The following is a 14,218-nucleotide window of genomic DNA, read 5'->3' as shown; positions in this document are numbered from 1 at the left end:
GCTCAGCGCTGTTGCAGCGCCTCGAGTCGCTCCTCGGTGCCGGCGAGCCGCTCCTCGAGCTTGGCGATCCGGTCGTAGAGATCGACGAGCGTCTCGCCGTTCGCGACGACGCCTGGGCGCTGCCAGTGCCGGCGCACGTACGCCTCACGGGTCTCGCCCGCTCCCTGCTGGAACCCGGTCGGCCCCGCTTCACCAGCCTGACGCGCTCCGACGTACGCCGACATCTTCTGGGCCTTCATCACCAGGATCCCGCCGAAGATGACCACGAGGGTCGCGGTGGCGGGGATCAGCAGGAACAGTGCGTTCGACATGCCGGTCAGCGTACGACGACAGCGCCGCAGGGGCCGCCCGCGCCGTGCCGATACGCTGACGCCGTGGTCTATCGCGCCTTCTTCGACGCCGTCTTCCGCTCGATGGATCCCGAGAAGGCGCACGAGCGGGCCTTCGCCGCGATCCGCGCGGGGCGCGGTGCCACCCGGCGGGTGTTTCCCCAGACCTACGCACCGCGCACCGTGATGGGCATCGAGTTCCCCAACGCGTTCGGCCTCGCGGCCGGCTTCGACAAGAACGCCAAGGCCGTGCCCGGGCTGCTCGGCCTGGGCTTCGGCCATGTCGAGATCGGCACCGTGACCGCCCGGGCACAGCCCGGCAGCCCCCGGCCGCGCCTGTTCCGGCTCGTCGACGACCGTGCGGTCATCAACCGGATGGGCTTCAACAACGACGGCGCCGCCGAGGTGGCCTCGCGGCTGCACCGGCTGCGCGGCACCAAGGCCGGCCGCTCCGCCGTCATCGGCGTCAACATCGGCAAGACCAAGGTCGTGGAGCCCGAGCACGCCGTCGAGGACTACGTCGAGAGCGCGCGCCTGCTGGCGCCGTACGCGAGCTATCTCGTCGTCAACGTCTCGTCACCCAACACGCCGGGTCTGCGCGACCTGCAGGCCGTCGACGAGCTGAGGCCGCTGCTCAGTGCCGTCAAGGACGTCGCCGACCGGGCACCCGCTGGGCCCGTCCCGTTGCTGGTCAAGATCGCGCCCGACCTGGCCGACGACGACGTCGACGCGGTTGCCGACCTGGCGGTGGAGCTGGGGCTCGCCGGCATCAGCGCGACCAACACCACGATCGCCCGCCCTGCCTCGCTCGCGACCTCCCGCGACGTCATCGAGGCCGCCGGTGCCGGTGGCCTGTCGGGACCGGTGCTCGCCGAGCGCGCCACCGAGATCCTCGTACGCCTCCGGGCCCGCGTGGGCGACCGGCTGACGATCGTCTCGGTCGGCGGGGTCACGACTCCCGACGACGTACGTGCTCGACTGGCCGCCGGGGCCGACCTCGTGCAGGGCTACACGGCGTTCATCTACGAGGGTCCGCGCTGGCCTTCGCGCCTCGCTGCCGCCTCGAGCTGACCTGCCTCCGGGCGGCGGATCCGGCCGCCGCGGGTGCAACCCGAGGGACTCCCGGCCCCGATTTCGTCCCGGGGCCGATCACCCTGTATCTTTGGCTGTCGGCTTGCCCCTTTAGCTCAGTCGGCAGAGCGTTTCCATGGTAAGGAAAAGGTCTACGGTTCGATTCCGTAAAGGGGCTCTGGACTCGGAGCACTTCTGAGTCCTTCGGACATGAGGCAACTCATGCCCGTGGCGGGGTAGCTCAGGTGGTTAGAGCACACGGCTCATAATCGTGGTGTCGCGGGTTCGAGTCCCGCCCCCGCTACCGCAGAACTGCACACGTACGACCTTCAGCACCACCGATCAAGAAGAGGCACCCTCGTGGCCAGCAAGAGCTCAGACGTTCGTCCCAAGATCACCTTGGCCTGCACCGAGTGCAAGGAACGCAACTACATCACCAAGAAGAACCGTCGCAACGACCCCGATCGTCTCGACCTCAAGAAGTTCTGCCCGCGCTGCAAGACCCACCAGGTCCACCGCGAGACCCGCTGACCCTGTCTCACCGAACGACGGCTCCCCCTGCTCCGCAGGCGGGAGCCTTCGTCGTTCGCGGACGCTGCTAGCGTCGCCGCCATGGACCTCGCCGAGCTGACGACGCTGCGCCTCGGTGGCCCCGCCCGGGCCGTGATCGACGCGACCTCCGAGCAGCAGCTGCTCGATGCCGTACGCGTCGCCGACGAGGCCGGTGACCCGGTCCTGGTCGTGGCCGGCGGCAGCAACCTCGTGGTCGCCGACGAAGGGGTGCCGGGCACCGTGATCCGGGTCCTGACCAAGGGCGTCGAGGTGGACTCGGACGCCTGCAGCGGCGCGATGGTCACGATCGCGGCGGGGGAGTCGTGGGACGGCATCGTGGCGCTCGCGGTCGACGAGGGCTGGGTCGGCATCGAGGCGCTGTCGGGCATCCCCGGCTCCACCGGTGCGACGCCGATCCAGAACGTCGGCGCCTACGGCCAGGAGGTCGGTCAGACGATCGCGACGGTGCGTGCGTACGACCGCTTCGACCGCAAGGTCCGCACGATCCACGCGGTCGACTGCGGCTTCGGCTATCGCACGAGCCGCTTCAAGGCCGAGCCGCAGCGCTGGCTGGTGCTCTCCGTGGCCTACCAGTTCCGCCTCGGCGAGCTCAGCGCCCCGATCGCGTACGCCGAGCTGGCACGCAGCCTGGGCGTCGAGGTCGGCCAGCGCGCGCCGTCGGCCGAGGTGCGTGAGGCCGTGCTGGCCCTTCGCCGGGGCAAGGGCATGGTGCTGGATGCCGACGACCACGACACCTGGAGCGCGGGCTCGTTCTTCACCAACCCGCTGCTGACCCCCGCACAGGCCGAGACGTTGCCGGCCGAGGCGCCGCGCTTCGCGCAGCCGGACGGCACGGTCAAGACCAGCGCGGCCTGGCTCATCGATCACGCGGGTTTCGCCAAGGGCGACGTCCGGGGGCACGTGGGCCTGTCGACCAAGCACGTCCTGGCGCTGACCAACCGCGGCGGCGCCACGACGGCCGAGCTCCTGGGGCTTGCCCGTGAGGTGCGCGACGGCGTGCGTCAGGCCTACGGCATCACGCTGGTCAACGAGCCCGTGCTCGTCGGCTGCGAGCTCTGAACCCCGGCGCAGCCACCGGATGGCCGAGCGTGGGGATCGTCGTCCCGCCAGCGGCTCAGCTGGAGGAGGAGTCGACAGCCAAACCCAGGGAGAGCAGGCCGATGAGCGCGACGAGTCCGACGATCAGCAAGCATGACCCGACGATCCCCAGGATCTTGCCGGCGTTGGCCTCACCGCGGCCGCTGTACGCCCCGGGGTTCGCGTCGATCTCCTTGACCGCCTTGCCCCCGATGCTCCAGGCGATCGGCGCGAGAAGTCCGCACACCGCGACGCTGAGGATGCCCAGGACCATGGCGGTCGTGGCCTGGGGGTGCTTCGGCGGGACGTAGTACGGCGGCGGGTATCCAGGGCTCATGCGAGCACCCTTCCACACGCGCGACGGGTCAGGAGCCGTATCCCGCGTCGTGGTTGACGCCGATGACCGTGAGCGTTGCTGCGACGACGAGCAGGAGCAGGACGACCCCGAGGATCGCCGAGCCGATGATGCCCAGCACCATCCCCGCCTTGGCCTCGCCGGCGTGTCGGTATCGCGTGGGCTCGCGCTCCGCCTCGCGTTGGGCGACCGCGCCGAAGTACCACGCCAGCGGAGAGAGGGCGATCGGCGCGAGCAGCAGGAAGAACCCCGCCACCCCGACGATGCCGAGCACGAGGGCCGCGGTGGACCGCGGCGGCTTGGGGAGCAGGGCCGGGCGCAGGGCGTACGGATAGGGCTGCTGCGGCGGATAGGGGTACGGCGTGGTCATGCTTCCACTCCCTCCGCCGGCGCGCTGCCGAGCCACTCGTCGATGCCCGTGAGACCTGCGTTCACGATGTCTGAAGGAGCGTACGACCTGCGGACCGACATGCGGGCGAGTTCGGCCAGCTCGGCGTCACTGAAGTCCTGGGCGGCACGCAGCACGGCGTACTGTCCGGCGAGGCGTGACCCGAACAGCAGCGGGTCGTCGGCGCCCAGAGCGACGTCGATCCCGGCGCCGGTCAAGGTGCGGACCGGCACCTCCTCGAGCGTGCTGTAGACCCCGAGTGACACGTTGGAGGTCGGGCAGACCTCGAGTGCGACGCCGTCGGTCGCGAGCCGGTCGAGCACGGCGGTGCTCTCCGAGGCGCGTACGCCGTGCCCGAGGCGGTCGGGGTGCAGGTGGTCGAGGCACTGCGTGACGTGGGCGGGGCCACGGAGCTCGCCGCCGTGCGGCACGAGCGCCAGCCCGGCCCGCTCGGCGATCGCGAACGCCGGACCGAAGTCGGTCGTGTCGCCGCGCCGTTCGTCGTTCGACAGGCCGAAGCCGATGACGCCGCGGCCGGCGTACTGGGCTGCGAGACGGGCGAGGGTCCGCGCGTCCATGGGGTGCCGGGTGCGGTTGGCGGCGACGACCAGGCCCATGCCGATGCCGGCACGCTCCGACGCGTCACGGACCGCGTCGATGACGAGGTCGGTGAAGGCCGTAATGCCGCCGAAGCGCGCGCCGTAACCGGACGGATCGACCTGGATCTCCGTCCAGACCGAGCCGTCGGCGGCATCGTCCTGCGCCGCCTCGAGGATCAGTCGGCGTACGTCGTCCTCAGTGCGCAGGACCGACCGCGCGACGTCGTAGAGGCGCTGGAACCGGAACCAGCCCTTCTCGTCGGTCGTGCTCAGCTGCGGGGGCCAGTCCTCGGTCAGCGACGCGGGCAGGCGTATGCGGTCCCGCTCGGCCAGCTCGAGCAGCGTGCCGTGCCGCATCGAGCCGGTGAAGTGCAGGTGCAGATGCGCCTTGGGGAGTGCCGAGACCGAGCGGCGGTCCGACGGGTCTGAGAGCACAGTGGCCATCCTGCCAGTCGGCCTCTGTCACTCCTTGTCAGCAGCCTCCGCCGCCTTGCGCACCGCTGCGGCAACCCGCTTGTGCACGTCGGCGTGGAACACGCTCGGCACGATGTAGTTGGCGTTGAGCTCGTCGGCCGTCACGCTGCCGGCGATGGCCTCGGCCGCCGCCAGCAGGATGTCCATGCCGATGCCGTGGCTCTGCGCGTCGAGCAGGCCGCGGAAGATCCCGGGGAACGCCAGCACGTTGTTGATCTGGTTGGGATAGTCGGAGCGGCCCGTCGCGACGACCCTGGCGTGCTGCCGGGCGATCGCCGGGTCGATCTCCGGGTCGGGGTTGGCGAGCGCGAAGACGATCGAGTCGTCGGCCATGCCCTCGATGTCCTGGGCGTTGAGCAGGTTGGGTGCACTCACGCCGATGAAGACGTCAGCGCCCGGCAGTGCCTCGCGCAGCGTGCCGGTGAGCTGGCCGGCATTGGTGTTGTCGGCGATCCACTGCAGCGACTCGTCGAGCCCTTCACGTCCCTCGTGCACGACGCCCTGGACGTCGCACACCACGAGGTGCTTCGCGCCGGCGTGCATGAGCACCTTGAGGACCGCGGTGCCGGCGGCGCCCGCTCCGGCCAGCACGATGCGCGCCGTGCCGATGTCCTTGCCCACGACCTGGAGAGCGTTGCGCAGAGCCGCGAGGACGACGACCGCGGTGCCGTGCTGGTCGTCATGGAACACCGGGATGTCGAGGCGTTCGCGCAGGCGTGCCTCGATCTCGAAGCAGCGAGGCGCCGAGATGTCCTCGAGGTTGATGCCGGCGAAGCCGGGGGAGATCGCCGCAACCGTCTCCACGATCTGGTCGACGTCCTGCGTGTCCAGGCAGATGGGCCAGGCATCGATGTCGGCGAAGCCCTTGAACAGCGCCGCCTTGCCCTCCATGACGGGCATCGCGGCGTGCGGGCCGATGTTGCCGAGGCCCAGCACGGCCGAGCCGTCGCTGACGACCGCGACGCTGTTGCGCTTGACCGTCAGGCGGCGGGCGTCCTCCTTGTCGGCGGCGATCGCCATGCAGATGCGCGCGACGCCGGGCGTGTAGATCATCGAGAGGTCGTCGCGGTTGCGCAGCGGATGCTTCGTCGCGGTCTCGATGACGCCGCCGAGGTGCATGAGGAACGTGCGGTCCGAGACCTTCTCGACCTTGACGTCGCTGATCGCCTCGAGCGCCGAGACGATGAGGGCTGCGTGGTCGGTGTCGGACGCGGCGCAGGTGAGGTCGATGCGCAGCGCTTCGGCGCCGGACGCCGTGACGTCGAGGGCGGTGACGATCCCGCCCGTACGCTCGACGGTCGTCGTGAGCTCACTGACCGCCGATCCGCCGGACGGCACCTCGAGTCGGATCGTGATCGAGTAGGAGATGCTGGGTGCAGTGGGCATGCCACCATGCTAAAACATGAGGAAAGACTCAGGTTTTTGGGGCGCGGGCCTCGGTTCGACGAGGGCGGGGCGCACCACGTACACTTGACCCACCGGTGAATATTCACTCTAGATCGTCATGCCCTCATCAGGTTTGACCCTGGGATGGAATTCGACTGAGGGCACTAGCTCAACTGGCAGAGCATCGGTCTCCAAAACCGAAGGTTGGGGGTTCAAGTCCCTCGTGCCCTGCGAGACATGACAACGAAGCACAACGAAGGAGTACCGTGAGCGACCGTCACGAGCTGGCCGGCACGTCCGGCAAACGCACGTCGCCGATCACGTTCTACCGACAGGTGATCGCCGAGCTCCGCAAGGTGGTCTGGCCGACTCGCCCCCAGGTGGTCAACTACTTCTGGGTCGTCCTCGTCTTCGTGCTCTTCATGATGGCCATCGTGGCTGGACTCGACTACGGGTTCGGCAAGGCCGCTTTCTGGATCTTCGCGTAGCAACCAAAGGAATTTTGTGACTCAAGGCATCGACCCGCAGACCAGCTCCGAGACCGACGAGGTCGAAGAGCTCGAGCCGTCGACCCCTGCTGCCGAGGACGTCGCAGCCGAGACGGAGGCGCCCGAGGCCGAGGCCGACGACGCACCCGCCGAGGACTCGATCGCACCCGTCGAGGCCGTCGTCGACGACGAAGGTGTCGAGGACGTCGCCGCTGAGGACGCCGTCGACGAGACGCCGACCGAGGACGTCCCCGCCGAGGACGAGCCGGTCGCCGACGCGCTCCAGGAGTTCCGCGACCGCCTGCACAACCAGATCGGCGACTGGTACGTCGTCCACACCTACTCCGGCATGGAGAAGCGGGTGAAGTCCAACCTGGAGAACCGGGTGACCTCGCTCAACGCCGAGGACTACATCTTCGAGGTCGTCGTGCCCACCGAAGAGGTCGCCGAGATCAAGAACGGCCAGCGCAAGCTCGTCAAGCGCACGGTCCTCCCCGGCTACGTCCTGGTCCGCATGGACCTCACCGACGAGTCGTGGGGCGTCGTCCGCCACACGCCGTCCGTCACCGGGTTCGTGGGCAACTCCCACCAGCCCGTACCCCTCAGTCTTGCCGAGGTCGAGAGCATGCTCGCCCCGGCAGTGGAGGCAGAAGTCGCAACCGCGACCGACACCCCCGATCAGCAGCAGGCGAAGGCCTCCAAGGTCGAGTTCACCGACTTCTCCGTCGGCGACTCCGTCATGGTCGTCGATGGCCCGTTCGCCACGCTGCACGCGACCATCACGGAGATCAACATCGACGCACAGAGGGTCAAGGCCCTCGTGGAGATCTTCGGCCGCGAAACCCCGGTCGAGCTCAGCTTCACCCAGATCCAGAAGGTCTGAGCCAACCGGTTCTCATCAGCACCAACCATTCAGTAGTCAAGGACCCGAGAAATGCCTCCCAAGAAGAAAGTCGCAGCCATCGTCAAGGTGCAGCTGCAGGCCGGTATGGCCAACCCGGCGCCGCCCGTCGGCACCGCGCTCGGCCCCCACGGCGTCAACATCATGGAGTTCTGCAAGGCCTACAACTCGGCCACAGAAGCCATGCGTGGCAACGTCGTCCCGGTCGAGATCACGATCTACGAAGACCGGACGTTCAGCTTCATCACCAAGACGCCGCCTGCGGCTGAGCTGATCAAGAAGGCTGCCGGACTGCAGAAGGGCTCGCCTGTTCCGCACAAGGACAAGGTCGGCAAGATCTCCAAGGACCAGATCCGCGAGATCGCCACGACCAAGATGCCGGACCTCAACGCGACCGACATCGATGCCGCCATGAAGATCGTCGAGGGCACTGCGCGCTCGATGGGCGTCACGACGGACTAGCAACACCTCACCCAAGCAGTACGTGGCAGGGCCCGCTGGGCCCGTTCAGACCACAACTGGTTCACACAGAAGGAAGACCAGAGATGGCACAGCACAGCAAGGCGTACCGACAGGTCGCCGACAAGATCGACAAGAGCAACCTCTACACACCACTCCAGGCCACCACGCTGGCCAAGGAGTCGGGGAGCAAGGCGTACGACTCGACGGTGGATGTCTCCATCCGGCTCGGCGTCGACCCCCGCAAGGCCGACCAGATGGTGCGCGGCACCGTCAACCTCCCTCACGGCACCGGCAAGACCGCACGGGTCCTGGTCTTCGCCACCGGCGCCAACGCCGATGCAGCACGTGAGGCCGGCGCAGACTTCGTCGGCGCCGACGAGCTGGTCGACAAGGTCAACGAGGGCTGGCTCGACTTCGACGCCGTCGTCGCGACGCCCGACATGATGGGCAAGGTCGGCCGCCTCGGCCGCGTCCTGGGCCCGCGCAACCTCATGCCGAACCCCAAGACGGGCACCGTGACGCCTGACGTCACCAAGGCCGTCAACGACATCAAGGGCGGCAAGATCGAGTTCCGCGTCGATCGCCACGCCAACCTGCACTTCGTGATCGGCAAGGCGTCGTTCACCGCCGAGCAGCTCGCCGACAACTACGGCGCCGCTCTCGACGAGGTCCTGCGCCTGAAGCCCGCGAGCTCCAAGGGCCGCTACGTCAAGAAGATCACGGTCTCCACGACCAACGGTCCCGGCGTGCCGGTCGACCCGAGCCGCACCAAGGCTTACTCCGTCGACGAGGCCTGAGCCTCCCAGACACACCACGTCACGAGAGCCCCCGGCACCTGCCGGGGGCTCTCGTGCGTCGCGGCCAGCGCCTGCCGTGGTCGACTGGACCGGGCGTCCTTCGAGCCCAGCCTTTCCGACACACTGTCCGCCTCCTATGCTCGGGGCATGACGTTCTCGAGGAAATTGACATCCGTCGTCGCGACCGTGCTGCTCGCCGGCCTGTCCCTGTCGGCCTGTGGCGGCAGCGACGGCTCCGACGGCGACAAGGCCGACTCGCCCTCCGGCGGTGGAAGCAAGACGACGCTGACGCAGGCCAACTTCGCGCAGGTCATCGGCGACTCGCAGGTCAAGGCCAAGTCCACCCACATCGACATGACGATCGGTGCCGGCGGCCAGTCGTTCAAGGCCAAGGGCGACGCCGAGTTCGGCACGTCGGCCGCGGACACGTCGGTGGCGATGACGATGGACCTCGGCTCGATCCAGGCCGACATGCGCCTCGTCGACCAGGTCTTCTACATGAACATGGGCGCGATGAGCGACAACAAGTTCCTGAAGATCGACCTCAAGGACAAGAGCAACCCGTTCGCCCAGCAGTACGGGCAGATCATGGACCAGATGGACCCGTCGAAGCAGATGGAGCAGTTCAAGGAGGCCATGAAGTCCTTCGAGAAGAAGGGCAAGCCGCAGAAGATCGACGGCGTCGACGCGCAGCCGTACGTCGTGACGGTCGACACGAGCAAGATCAAGTCGCTCATGGAGCTGCCCGAGGCATCCAAGGCCCAGGTCCCCGACACGATCGTCTACACGATGTTCATCGGCGCCGACAACCTGCCGCGTCGCATGGAGTTCGACCTCGCCGGGTCGACGTCGACGATCGACTACTCCAAGTGGGGCGACTCGGTCGACATCAAGGCACCGTCGGCCGGAGAGATCTCGGACAAGGACCTCAGCCAGCTGGGTGCGCCCGCTGCCGGCTGACCGCCACCACGCCACCGCGAGAGCCCTCGACCGCGTCGGGGGCTCTCGTGCGTCCGGCCGCAGGCGGCCTCGGGTTCGCCAATTTGGTCGCCGTCCCGCCGTGCCCTATTCTGGACCTACCGAAGACCGCTGGTCGGTGACTCGCGAGAGTCGCACGAAGCGCCCGGAAGGGCGGCCCGCGCAGGTTGCGAATGTTGGTCCTTTCAACGTCCCGTGCCTTGCGCCGGGACGTTTTTTCGTGTCGGGCCCGTGTACGCACATGGGATCGCAGTCGTCGGATGGACCCATGTGCTGGAAGGAGACCCATGGCAAACCCGGACAAGACAGCCGCCGTTGCCGAGCTCGCGGAAAACTTCCGCGAGTCGAATGGCGCTGTTCTCACCGAGTACCGCGGTCTCACCGTGAAGCAGCTGCAGGAACTGCGGCGCACTCTCGGTGCGAACGTGAGCTATGCCGTCGCCAAGAACACGCTGACCAAGATCGCCGCCAAGGACGCAGGAGTGGAGATCGACACCGATCTCCTCACCGGTCCGACCGCCATCGCCTTCATCAAGGGCGATGCGGTGGAAGCGGCCAAGGGTCTGCGTGACTTCGCGAAGGCCAACACGCCACTCATCATCAAGGGGGGCTTCCTCGACGGGAAGATCCTCACTGCTGACGAGATCAACAAGCTGGCCGACCTCGAGTCGCGCGAGGTCCTCCTCGCCAAGCTCGCAGGTGGCATGAAGGCCAGCCTGACGAACGCCGCGTCGCTGTTCAACGCCCCGCTGTCGCAGGCCGCCCGAGTTCTGGGTGCCCTGCAGGCGAAGGCCGAGAGCGACCCGTCGGTTCTGGCAGCCGGCCCCGCGCCTGCTGCCCCTGTCGAGGAGGCCCCCGTGGCCGAGTCGGCGGAAGCAGAAACCCCGGCCGAGGCACCCGCCGACGCCGCCCCTGTCGAAGCGTCTGCCGACGCCGAGACGACCGAGGGCTGAAAGCCCGATTCACATCGGGACCCCCTCGGGGTCTCATAACGGAAGGACGCCACCATGGCGAAGCTCAGCACCGGCGATCTGCTGGATGCATTCAAGGAAATGACCCTCATCGAGCTCTCCGAGTTCGTGAAGGAGTTCGAGGACACGTTCGACGTCACCGCGGCCGCTCCGGTTGCCGCGGCCGCCGCTCCTGCTGCTGGTGGCGCTGCCGCCGGTGGCGAGGCTGCTGCTGACCAGGACGAGTTCGACGTCATCCTCGAGGGTGCCGGCGACAAGAAGATCCAGGTCATCAAGGAAGTCCGTACGATCACGGGCCTCGGTCTCAAGGAGGCCAAGGACCTCGTCGAGGGCGCCCCGAAGCCTGTCCTCGAGAAGGCCAACAAGGAAGCTGCCGACAAGGCCAAGGAGGCCCTCGAGGCCGCCGGCGCCAGCGTCACCGTCAAGTGACTCGTCGCTGAATCCATTCAAGAGCGCCCCTCCTTCGGGAGGGGCGCTTTTGTCTGTCCAGGGGTGACGTGGGTCACGATTGTCACCCAGAGTTACATGGGGTATGTTTCACCGGATCCTTCGGTTAGTTACCGGCGAGTCACCAGGCGTGCGGGAGCGTAACCTCGGTTGCCATATCTCGTTACTCTCTGTGTCTGCGGTCACACCGGCCTAGGATTGATGTAGTTCGGCCGGCACTCGCCGGCAGACCACGGCAAGCAAGGAGGGGCCGACCGTGGGCGTTGAAGTCGTCGTCGAGGGGCTGACCAAGAAGTTCGGTAGCTCACTCATCTGGAAGGACGTCACGCTGACCCTTCCGGCAGGGGAGATCTCTGTCATGCTCGGCCCGTCCGGCACCGGCAAGTCGGTGTTCCTCAAGACGCTCATCGGGTTGCTCAAGCCCAATGAGGGCCACGTCTACATCGAGGGCACGGACATCGCCAACTGCTCCGAGAAGGAGCTCTACGAGATCCGCAAGCTGTTCGGCGTGCTGTTCCAGGACGGCGCGATGTTCGGCTCGATGGACCTGTTCGACAACGTGGCGTTCCCGTTGCGCGAGCACACCAAGAAGTCCGAGTCCGAGATCCGCCAGATCGTCATGGACAAGATGGAGCTCACTGGCCTGGTCGGTGCCGAGAACAAGCTGCCCGGCGAGATCTCCGGTGGCATGCGCAAGCGCGCCGGACTGGCCCGCGCCCTGGTCCTCGATCCCGAGATCCTGCTGATCGACGAGCCCGACTCCGGGCTCGACCCGGTCCGTACGTCCTACATCAACCAGCTCTTCATCGACCTCAACGCGCAGATCGATGCGACGTTCCTGATCGTGACGCACGACGTCAACACCGCGCGCACGGTGCCGGACAACATCGGCCTGCTCTACCACCGCCACCTCGCGATGTTCGGTCCGCGCGAGATGCTGCTGACGTCGTCCGAGCCCGTCGTGGCGCAGTTCCTCAACGCGCAGACCGTCGGCCCGATCGGCATGTCCGAGGAGAAGGACGCCGACGAGCTCGCGGCCGAGCAGGGCATCGAGATGCCCCCGCTGCCGCCCGTGCCGCTGCAGCTCGAGCCGTCCGACGGCCGGCCCCGCCGTGCCCAGCGCGAGCCCGGCGCCTGGTGCCGCGACAACGGCGTCACCGCCCCTGCCGGTTCCTTCGGAGAGAAGACGCCGCTGGCTGCCGGCGGTGTTGCGTGAGCGAGCGCGAGCGAACGAACAGTCAGGCAGGAGTCGCGCCGCTGCCTCCGTATCGTGGGTTTTTGACGGAGGTCGTGGCGTGACCGCTGCTGTTGTCGCCGGACCCGCGAGGGTTGCCGGCAACCTGTTCGCCTTCATGCTGGACGTGCTCGTCGCGTTGTTCCGTCGACCGTTCCAGCTCAAGGAGTTCCTGCTCCAGGCCTGGTTCATCGTCAAGGTCACGATCGTCCCGACCGCGTTCGTCTCGATTCCGTTCGGTGCCGTCATCGCGCTGCAGGTCGGCGGGCTCATCAAGCAGTTCGGCGCGCAGTCGTTCACCGGTTCGGCCGCAGTCCTCGCGGTCGTCCGTGAGGCCGGCCCGATCGCGTGTGCGCTCCTGATCGCCGGGGCCGCCGGCTCGGCGATCGCCGCCGACTTCGGTGCCCGCCGGATCCGCGAGGAGCTCGACGCCATGATGGTGCTCGGCATCGACCCGATCCAGCGACTGGTCGTGCCCCGCGTCCTGGCCTGCATGCTCGTCGCGGTCTTCCTCAACGGACTCGTCACGGTCGTCGGCGTCGCCGGCGGCTACGTCTTCAACGTCGTGCTGCAGGACGGCACCCCCGGCGCCTACCTGGCGTCCTTCACGGCGCTCGCCCAGCTACCAGACCTCTATCAAGGTATGGTCAAAGCGCTGATCTTCGGCTTCATCGCGGCCATCGTCGCGGCCTACAAGGGCATGAATGCCAAGGGTGGTCCCAAGGGCGTCGGTGACGCGGTCAACGAGGCGGTCGTCATCACGTTCACTCTCTTGTTCATCGTCAACTTCTTCATCTCGGCGATCTACATCCAGCTCGTGCCGCCGAAGGGGATGTGACGATGTCCGACAAGACAGCTCTGTCCGCCGTCACCGGCATCCCCGCCAAGTTCAACAACTTCCTCGACGACCTCGGTCGTCAGATGCTGTTCTACATCCGCGTCATCGCGTCGGTGCCCCGCACGATCGCCAACTACGGCAAGGAGATCGTCCGGCTGCTGGCCGAGGTGGCCCTCGGCTCCGGCTCGCTCGCGGTCATCGGCGGCACGGTCGGCGTCATCACGGCGATGTGCTTCTTCACCGGCACCGAGGTCGGCATCCAGGGCTACGCCGCCCTCGACCAGCTCGGCACCGCGGCACTGACCGGATTCGTCTCGGCCTACTTCAACACTCGCGAGATCGCGCCGATCGTCGCCGGCATCGCCTTGGCTGCGACCGTGGGCTGCGGCTTCACCGCGCAGCTTGGCGCCATGCGCATCAGCGAGGAGGTCGACGCCCTGGAGGTCATGGCGATCCCGTCGCTGCCGTTCCTCGTGACGACCCGGGTCATCGCCGGCCTGATCGCCGTCGTCCCGCTCTACATCGTCGGCCTGCTGTCGTCCTACTTCGCCACCAGATTGACGATCACCAAGATCAACGGGCAAAGTCCGGGCACCTACGATCACTACTTCAACACGTTCCTGCCACCTGGCGACGTCATGTGGTCGTTCGCGAAGGTCCTGATCTTCGCGGTCGTCGTGATCTTGATCCACTGCTACTACGGCTACTACGCCAGCGGTGGACCCGCCGGTGTGGGTGTCGCCGTCGGCCTCGCCGTGCGGACCTCCATCGTCGCGATCAACGTCGTCGACCTGCTCGCCTCGATGGCGATCTGGGGCACGAACGTCACCGTGAGATTGGCGGGCTGACC

18 protein-coding genes and 3 tRNA genes are annotated in these 14,218 nt (G+C 67.5%); 16 read left to right on the top strand and 5 right to left on the bottom strand.

Features of this window, described 5'->3' with window-relative positions:
* Window positions 1-2: 2 nt before the first annotated feature.
* Window positions 3-311, bottom strand: coding sequence for a hypothetical protein (locus ASC61_RS03785; RefSeq protein ID WP_056209553.1), 309 nt, complete (start codon window positions 309-311; stop codon window positions 3-5).
* Window positions 312-374: 63 nt separating this feature from the next.
* Between ASC61_RS03785 and ASC61_RS03780 the strand changes: the two genes are divergently transcribed.
* The 5 genes from ASC61_RS03780 to ASC61_RS03760 all read left to right on the top strand — a co-directional run bounded on the left by ASC61_RS03780 (window position 375) and on the right by ASC61_RS03760 (window position 3,032).
* Entirely contained in the window at window positions 375-1,400 is a 1,026-nt protein-coding gene (locus ASC61_RS03780; protein ID WP_082530436.1) for a quinone-dependent dihydroorotate dehydrogenase, read from the top strand.
* A 105-nt stretch (window positions 1,401-1,505) separates the two neighbouring features.
* A tRNA-Thr gene (locus tag ASC61_RS03775) sits at window positions 1,506-1,578 on the top strand.
* A 52-nt stretch (window positions 1,579-1,630) separates the two neighbouring features.
* A tRNA-Met gene (locus ASC61_RS03770) sits at window positions 1,631-1,704 on the top strand.
* 56 nt (window positions 1,705-1,760) lie between these two features.
* The gene (rpmG, locus tag ASC61_RS03765; RefSeq protein WP_055964149.1) at window positions 1,761-1,931 is read left to right on the top strand and encodes a 50S ribosomal protein L33; all 171 of its coding nucleotides are present in this window, start codon (window positions 1,761-1,763) and stop codon (window positions 1,929-1,931) included.
* 27 nt (window positions 1,932-1,958) lie between these two features.
* A complete protein-coding gene (locus ASC61_RS03760; protein WP_268750625.1) occupies window positions 1,959-3,032 on the top strand; it encodes a UDP-N-acetylmuramate dehydrogenase in 1,074 nt (357 codons plus the stop codon).
* A gap of 55 nt (window positions 3,033-3,087) precedes the next feature.
* Here ASC61_RS03760 and ASC61_RS03755 read toward each other — a convergent pair whose 3' ends face one another.
* Genes ASC61_RS03755 through ASC61_RS03740 form a run of 4 tightly spaced genes read right to left on the bottom strand, consistent with a single transcriptional unit; the run spans window position 3,088 to window position 6,252 of the window.
* A complete protein-coding gene (locus ASC61_RS03755) occupies window positions 3,088-3,387 on the bottom strand; it encodes a hypothetical protein (protein ID WP_082530434.1) in 300 nt (99 codons plus the stop codon).
* A 28-nt stretch (window positions 3,388-3,415) separates the two neighbouring features.
* Window positions 3,416-3,775, bottom strand: a complete 360-nt coding sequence (locus tag ASC61_RS03750; protein WP_056209545.1) for a DUF4190 domain-containing protein — start codon at window positions 3,773-3,775, stop codon at window positions 3,416-3,418.
* Window positions 3,772-4,836 carry an adenosine deaminase gene (locus ASC61_RS03745; protein ID WP_056209543.1) on the bottom strand — a complete coding sequence of 355 codons (1,065 nt, stop codon included), beginning with the start codon at window positions 4,834-4,836 and terminating at the stop codon, window positions 3,772-3,774. Before ASC61_RS03745 ends, ASC61_RS03750 begins: the two co-directional genes overlap by 4 nt.
* Window positions 4,837-4,854: 18 nt before the next feature.
* Window positions 4,855-6,252 carry an NAD-dependent malic enzyme gene (locus ASC61_RS03740; RefSeq protein WP_056209540.1) on the bottom strand — a complete coding sequence of 466 codons (1,398 nt, stop codon included), beginning with the start codon at window positions 6,250-6,252 and terminating at the stop codon, window positions 4,855-4,857.
* Window positions 6,253-6,410: 158 nt separating this feature from the next.
* On the opposite strand from ASC61_RS03740, the gene ASC61_RS03735 reads away from it, so the two are divergent.
* The 11 genes from ASC61_RS03735 to ASC61_RS03685 all read left to right on the top strand — a co-directional run bounded on the left by ASC61_RS03735 (window position 6,411) and on the right by ASC61_RS03685 (window position 14,216).
* Window positions 6,411-6,483, top strand: a tRNA-Trp gene (locus ASC61_RS03735).
* Window positions 6,484-6,518: 35 nt separating this feature from the next.
* On the top strand, window positions 6,519-6,740 hold the full coding sequence (gene secE, locus ASC61_RS03730; RefSeq protein ID WP_056209538.1) for a preprotein translocase subunit SecE: 222 nt from the start codon (window positions 6,519-6,521) through the stop codon (window positions 6,738-6,740).
* Window positions 6,741-6,756: 16 nt separating this feature from the next.
* Window positions 6,757-7,623 carry a transcription termination/antitermination protein NusG gene (nusG, locus tag ASC61_RS03725; protein WP_235503472.1) on the top strand — a complete coding sequence of 289 codons (867 nt, stop codon included), beginning with the start codon at window positions 6,757-6,759 and terminating at the stop codon, window positions 7,621-7,623.
* A 51-nt stretch (window positions 7,624-7,674) separates the two neighbouring features.
* Window positions 7,675-8,103 (top strand): 50S ribosomal protein L11, encoded by a 429-nt coding sequence (gene rplK, locus ASC61_RS03720; RefSeq protein ID WP_056209536.1) that lies wholly within the window; start codon window positions 7,675-7,677, stop codon window positions 8,101-8,103.
* An 83-nt stretch (window positions 8,104-8,186) separates the two neighbouring features.
* On the top strand, window positions 8,187-8,900 hold the full coding sequence (rplA, locus tag ASC61_RS03715) for a 50S ribosomal protein L1 (RefSeq protein ID WP_056209533.1): 714 nt from the start codon (window positions 8,187-8,189) through the stop codon (window positions 8,898-8,900).
* A 147-nt stretch (window positions 8,901-9,047) separates the two neighbouring features.
* Complete coding sequence (locus ASC61_RS03710; RefSeq protein ID WP_157439363.1) at window positions 9,048-9,860, top strand: hypothetical protein; 813 nt, start codon at window positions 9,048-9,050, stop codon at window positions 9,858-9,860.
* 305 nt (window positions 9,861-10,165) lie between these two features.
* On the top strand, window positions 10,166-10,831 hold the full coding sequence (gene rplJ / locus ASC61_RS03705) for a 50S ribosomal protein L10 (RefSeq protein ID WP_056209528.1): 666 nt from the start codon (window positions 10,166-10,168) through the stop codon (window positions 10,829-10,831).
* Between the two features lie 54 nt (window positions 10,832-10,885).
* Entirely contained in the window at window positions 10,886-11,278 is a 393-nt protein-coding gene (rplL, locus tag ASC61_RS03700; RefSeq protein WP_056209524.1) for a 50S ribosomal protein L7/L12, read from the top strand.
* A 274-nt stretch (window positions 11,279-11,552) separates the two neighbouring features.
* Window positions 11,553-12,512 (top strand): ABC transporter ATP-binding protein, encoded by a 960-nt coding sequence (locus tag ASC61_RS03695; protein WP_056209521.1) that lies wholly within the window; start codon window positions 11,553-11,555, stop codon window positions 12,510-12,512.
* A gap of 136 nt (window positions 12,513-12,648) precedes the next feature.
* Entirely contained in the window at window positions 12,649-13,368 is a 720-nt protein-coding gene (locus tag ASC61_RS03690; RefSeq protein WP_056215250.1) for an MlaE family ABC transporter permease, read from the top strand.
* A gap of 2 nt (window positions 13,369-13,370) precedes the next feature.
* On the top strand, window positions 13,371-14,216 hold the full coding sequence (locus ASC61_RS03685) for an MlaE family ABC transporter permease (RefSeq protein ID WP_056209519.1): 846 nt from the start codon (window positions 13,371-13,373) through the stop codon (window positions 14,214-14,216).
* Window positions 14,217-14,218 lie beyond the last annotated feature (2 nt).

Source organism: Aeromicrobium sp. Root344, from assembly GCF_001425755.1.
Classification (GTDB): Bacteria; Actinomycetota; Actinomycetes; order Propionibacteriales; family Nocardioidaceae; genus Aeromicrobium.
The sequence above is the reverse complement of the archived record's forward strand: the minus strand, read 5'-3'. Positions and strand labels throughout refer to the sequence as shown.

What these genes read in the sequence shown, in the direction of transcription:
- ASC61_RS03785 (WP_056209553.1), bottom strand. Translation starts at nt 311, where the DNA reads ATGTCGAACGCACTGTTCCTGCTGATCCCCGCCACCGCGACCCTCGTG.
- ASC61_RS03755 (WP_082530434.1), bottom strand. Translation starts at nt 3,387, where the DNA reads ATGAGCCCTGGATACCCGCCGCCGTACTACGTCCCGCCGAAGCACCCC.
- ASC61_RS03750 (WP_056209545.1), bottom strand. Translation starts at nt 3,775, where the DNA reads ATGACCACGCCGTACCCCTATCCGCCGCAGCAGCCCTATCCGTACGCC.
- ASC61_RS03745 (WP_056209543.1), bottom strand. Translation starts at nt 4,836, where the DNA reads ATGGCCACTGTGCTCTCAGACCCGTCGGACCGCCGCTCGGTCTCGGCA.
- ASC61_RS03740 (WP_056209540.1), bottom strand. Translation starts at nt 6,252, where the DNA reads ATGCCCACTGCACCCAGCATCTCCTACTCGATCACGATCCGACTCGAG.
- rplK (WP_056209536.1), top strand. Translation starts at nt 7,675, where the DNA reads ATGCCTCCCAAGAAGAAAGTCGCAGCCATCGTCAAGGTGCAGCTGCAG.
- rplA (WP_056209533.1), top strand. Translation starts at nt 8,187, where the DNA reads ATGGCACAGCACAGCAAGGCGTACCGACAGGTCGCCGACAAGATCGAC.
- ASC61_RS03710 (WP_157439363.1), top strand. Translation starts at nt 9,048, where the DNA reads ATGACGTTCTCGAGGAAATTGACATCCGTCGTCGCGACCGTGCTGCTC.
- rplJ (WP_056209528.1), top strand. Translation starts at nt 10,166, where the DNA reads ATGGCAAACCCGGACAAGACAGCCGCCGTTGCCGAGCTCGCGGAAAAC.
- rplL (WP_056209524.1), top strand. Translation starts at nt 10,886, where the DNA reads ATGGCGAAGCTCAGCACCGGCGATCTGCTGGATGCATTCAAGGAAATG.
- ASC61_RS03690 (WP_056215250.1), top strand. Translation starts at nt 12,649, where the DNA reads ATGCTGGACGTGCTCGTCGCGTTGTTCCGTCGACCGTTCCAGCTCAAG.
- ASC61_RS03685 (WP_056209519.1), top strand. Translation starts at nt 13,371, where the DNA reads ATGTCCGACAAGACAGCTCTGTCCGCCGTCACCGGCATCCCCGCCAAG.